This window comes from Hyphomonas sp. UBA3601 (assembly GCF_002375605.1).
GTDB lineage: Bacteria > Pseudomonadota > Alphaproteobacteria > Caulobacterales > Hyphomonadaceae > Hyphomonas.
The window spans coordinates 14,360-15,985 of record NZ_DFME01000007.1; the positions used below are offsets into that span (position 1 = coordinate 14,360).

Here is a 1,626-nt window from a genome sequence, read left to right on the forward strand (position 1 = left end):
GCTTTTTCAAAGGCACGCGCGGCGCCGTTCAGGTTGCCCTCGGCGGAAAATACCTTGCCGAGTGCCATCAGCAGATCCGGATTTTCCGGATGCATGACCAGGGTCTGAGAAAGGACTTCGATCGCGCGCTCATTCGAGCCGATGCCGCGTAGCGCAGAGACGAACGTCATCGCCACGTCCAGATTCTTGGGATCCTTGGTGTGCTCATTGGCCCAGAAATTGGCCTTGGTCAGCGGATCTGAATTGTTTGCCGCTTCAATCTCTTCCGGGGTGGCGGGTTTCATCGCATCTTCAATTGCGCGGGCCATCTCTGCCTGGGCCTCTGCTTCAGGGTCTGGGGCAGATGCGCAGGCGCCCAGCGCGAGGATCAGCGCAGTCAGTGACGTTTTGGCTCTGGACATGAGCAGGCTCCGGGTTTGTATCTGAGACACTGCCAGCGAGTCTGGACTGAATGGCGTCAAGGATCAGTTAACGCCTCAGCAGATTCCATTAACTCTTCCCCCTGAAAGGGCTGAATTCCATGCACAAGAGCTTCACCGCCGACCCGAAGGGCGCCGTTGACGTCTTCCTCTACACTTCCAAAGCCTTCAAATCACTGGAGAACGATCCGTTCCCCTCCGCACGTGCCATTGCTGAAGGGCAGACTTTTACAGGCGCAACAGGGCAAGTCGTGCTGGTGCCGGGGGAGGCAGGCGGTCTTGCCCGGGTGCTGTATGGACTGGGCAAGGGCCAGGATGCGCTGGCTGTGGCTGGCCTGTCGGCGAAACTGCCAAAAGGATCGTATCGCATAGTCGAGGCAGGTGGCATGGCGTTCAGCTCGGTTGCGGCCGGTTGGGCAGACGGTGCGTACCGGTTCGACCGATATCTCAAAGACAAGGCGACGCCGCCTCAGCTGGTGATTCCGGCAGACGAAGATGCCGACGCGCTGAGCCGCGAGGCGGATGCCTGCGCGCTCCTGCGCGATCTGGTCAACACGCCTGCCGCCGATATGGGCCCGCAGGACATTCAGGCCACGATTTCAAACCTTGCAGAACGTTTCGGCGCGAAACTCACCACAATGATCGGGGATGCACTTCTGGAGGCGAACTATCCAATGGTGCATGCGGTTGGCCGGGCCGCGACGTTCGAGCCACGCTTCATGGAGCTGGAATGGGGCGACCCGTCCCATCCAAGCCTTGCCCTTGTGGGGAAGGGGGTGACATTCGATTCCGGCGGGCTGGATCTCAAGCCGGGTTCGGGTATGCGGATCATGAAGAAGGATATGGGTGGTTCGGCGCATGTGATCGCGCTGTCGCAACTGATCATGAGCGCGAATTTGCCGGTTCATTTGAAGCTCTACGTGCCTTCGGTGGAAAATGCCGTGGCCGGCAATTCTTTCCGACCGGGCGATGTGCTGTCCAGTCGCAAGGGCCTGACGGTCGAGATCGACAATACAGATGCCGAGGGACGTCTGATTCTTGCGGACGCACTTGCGCGGGCCTGTGAGGAAGAGCCGGACCTGCTGATCGATTTCGCTACATTGACGGGCGCCGCGCGCGTGGCGCTGGGGCCGGATCTTGCACCTTTCTACACCGATGACGAGGACATGGCGGACGCAATGGAAGCGGGTGCCAAGGCATCCGGCGA

General features: G+C 60.1%; 2 protein-coding genes. One reads left to right on the top strand and one right to left on the bottom strand.

Annotated elements, in window-relative coordinates; all coding sequences use genetic code 11:
• Nucleotides 1-401: tetratricopeptide repeat protein (locus B4F73_RS00380; protein WP_290482247.1), on the bottom strand; the 401-nt coding region annotated here is incomplete at its 3' end.
• Nucleotides 402-520: 119 nt separating this feature from the next.
• On the opposite strand from B4F73_RS00380, the gene B4F73_RS00385 reads away from it, so the two are divergent.
• The coding region (locus B4F73_RS00385; RefSeq protein ID WP_290482248.1) for a leucyl aminopeptidase family protein at nucleotides 521-1,626 on the top strand (1,106 nt) is incomplete at its 3' end.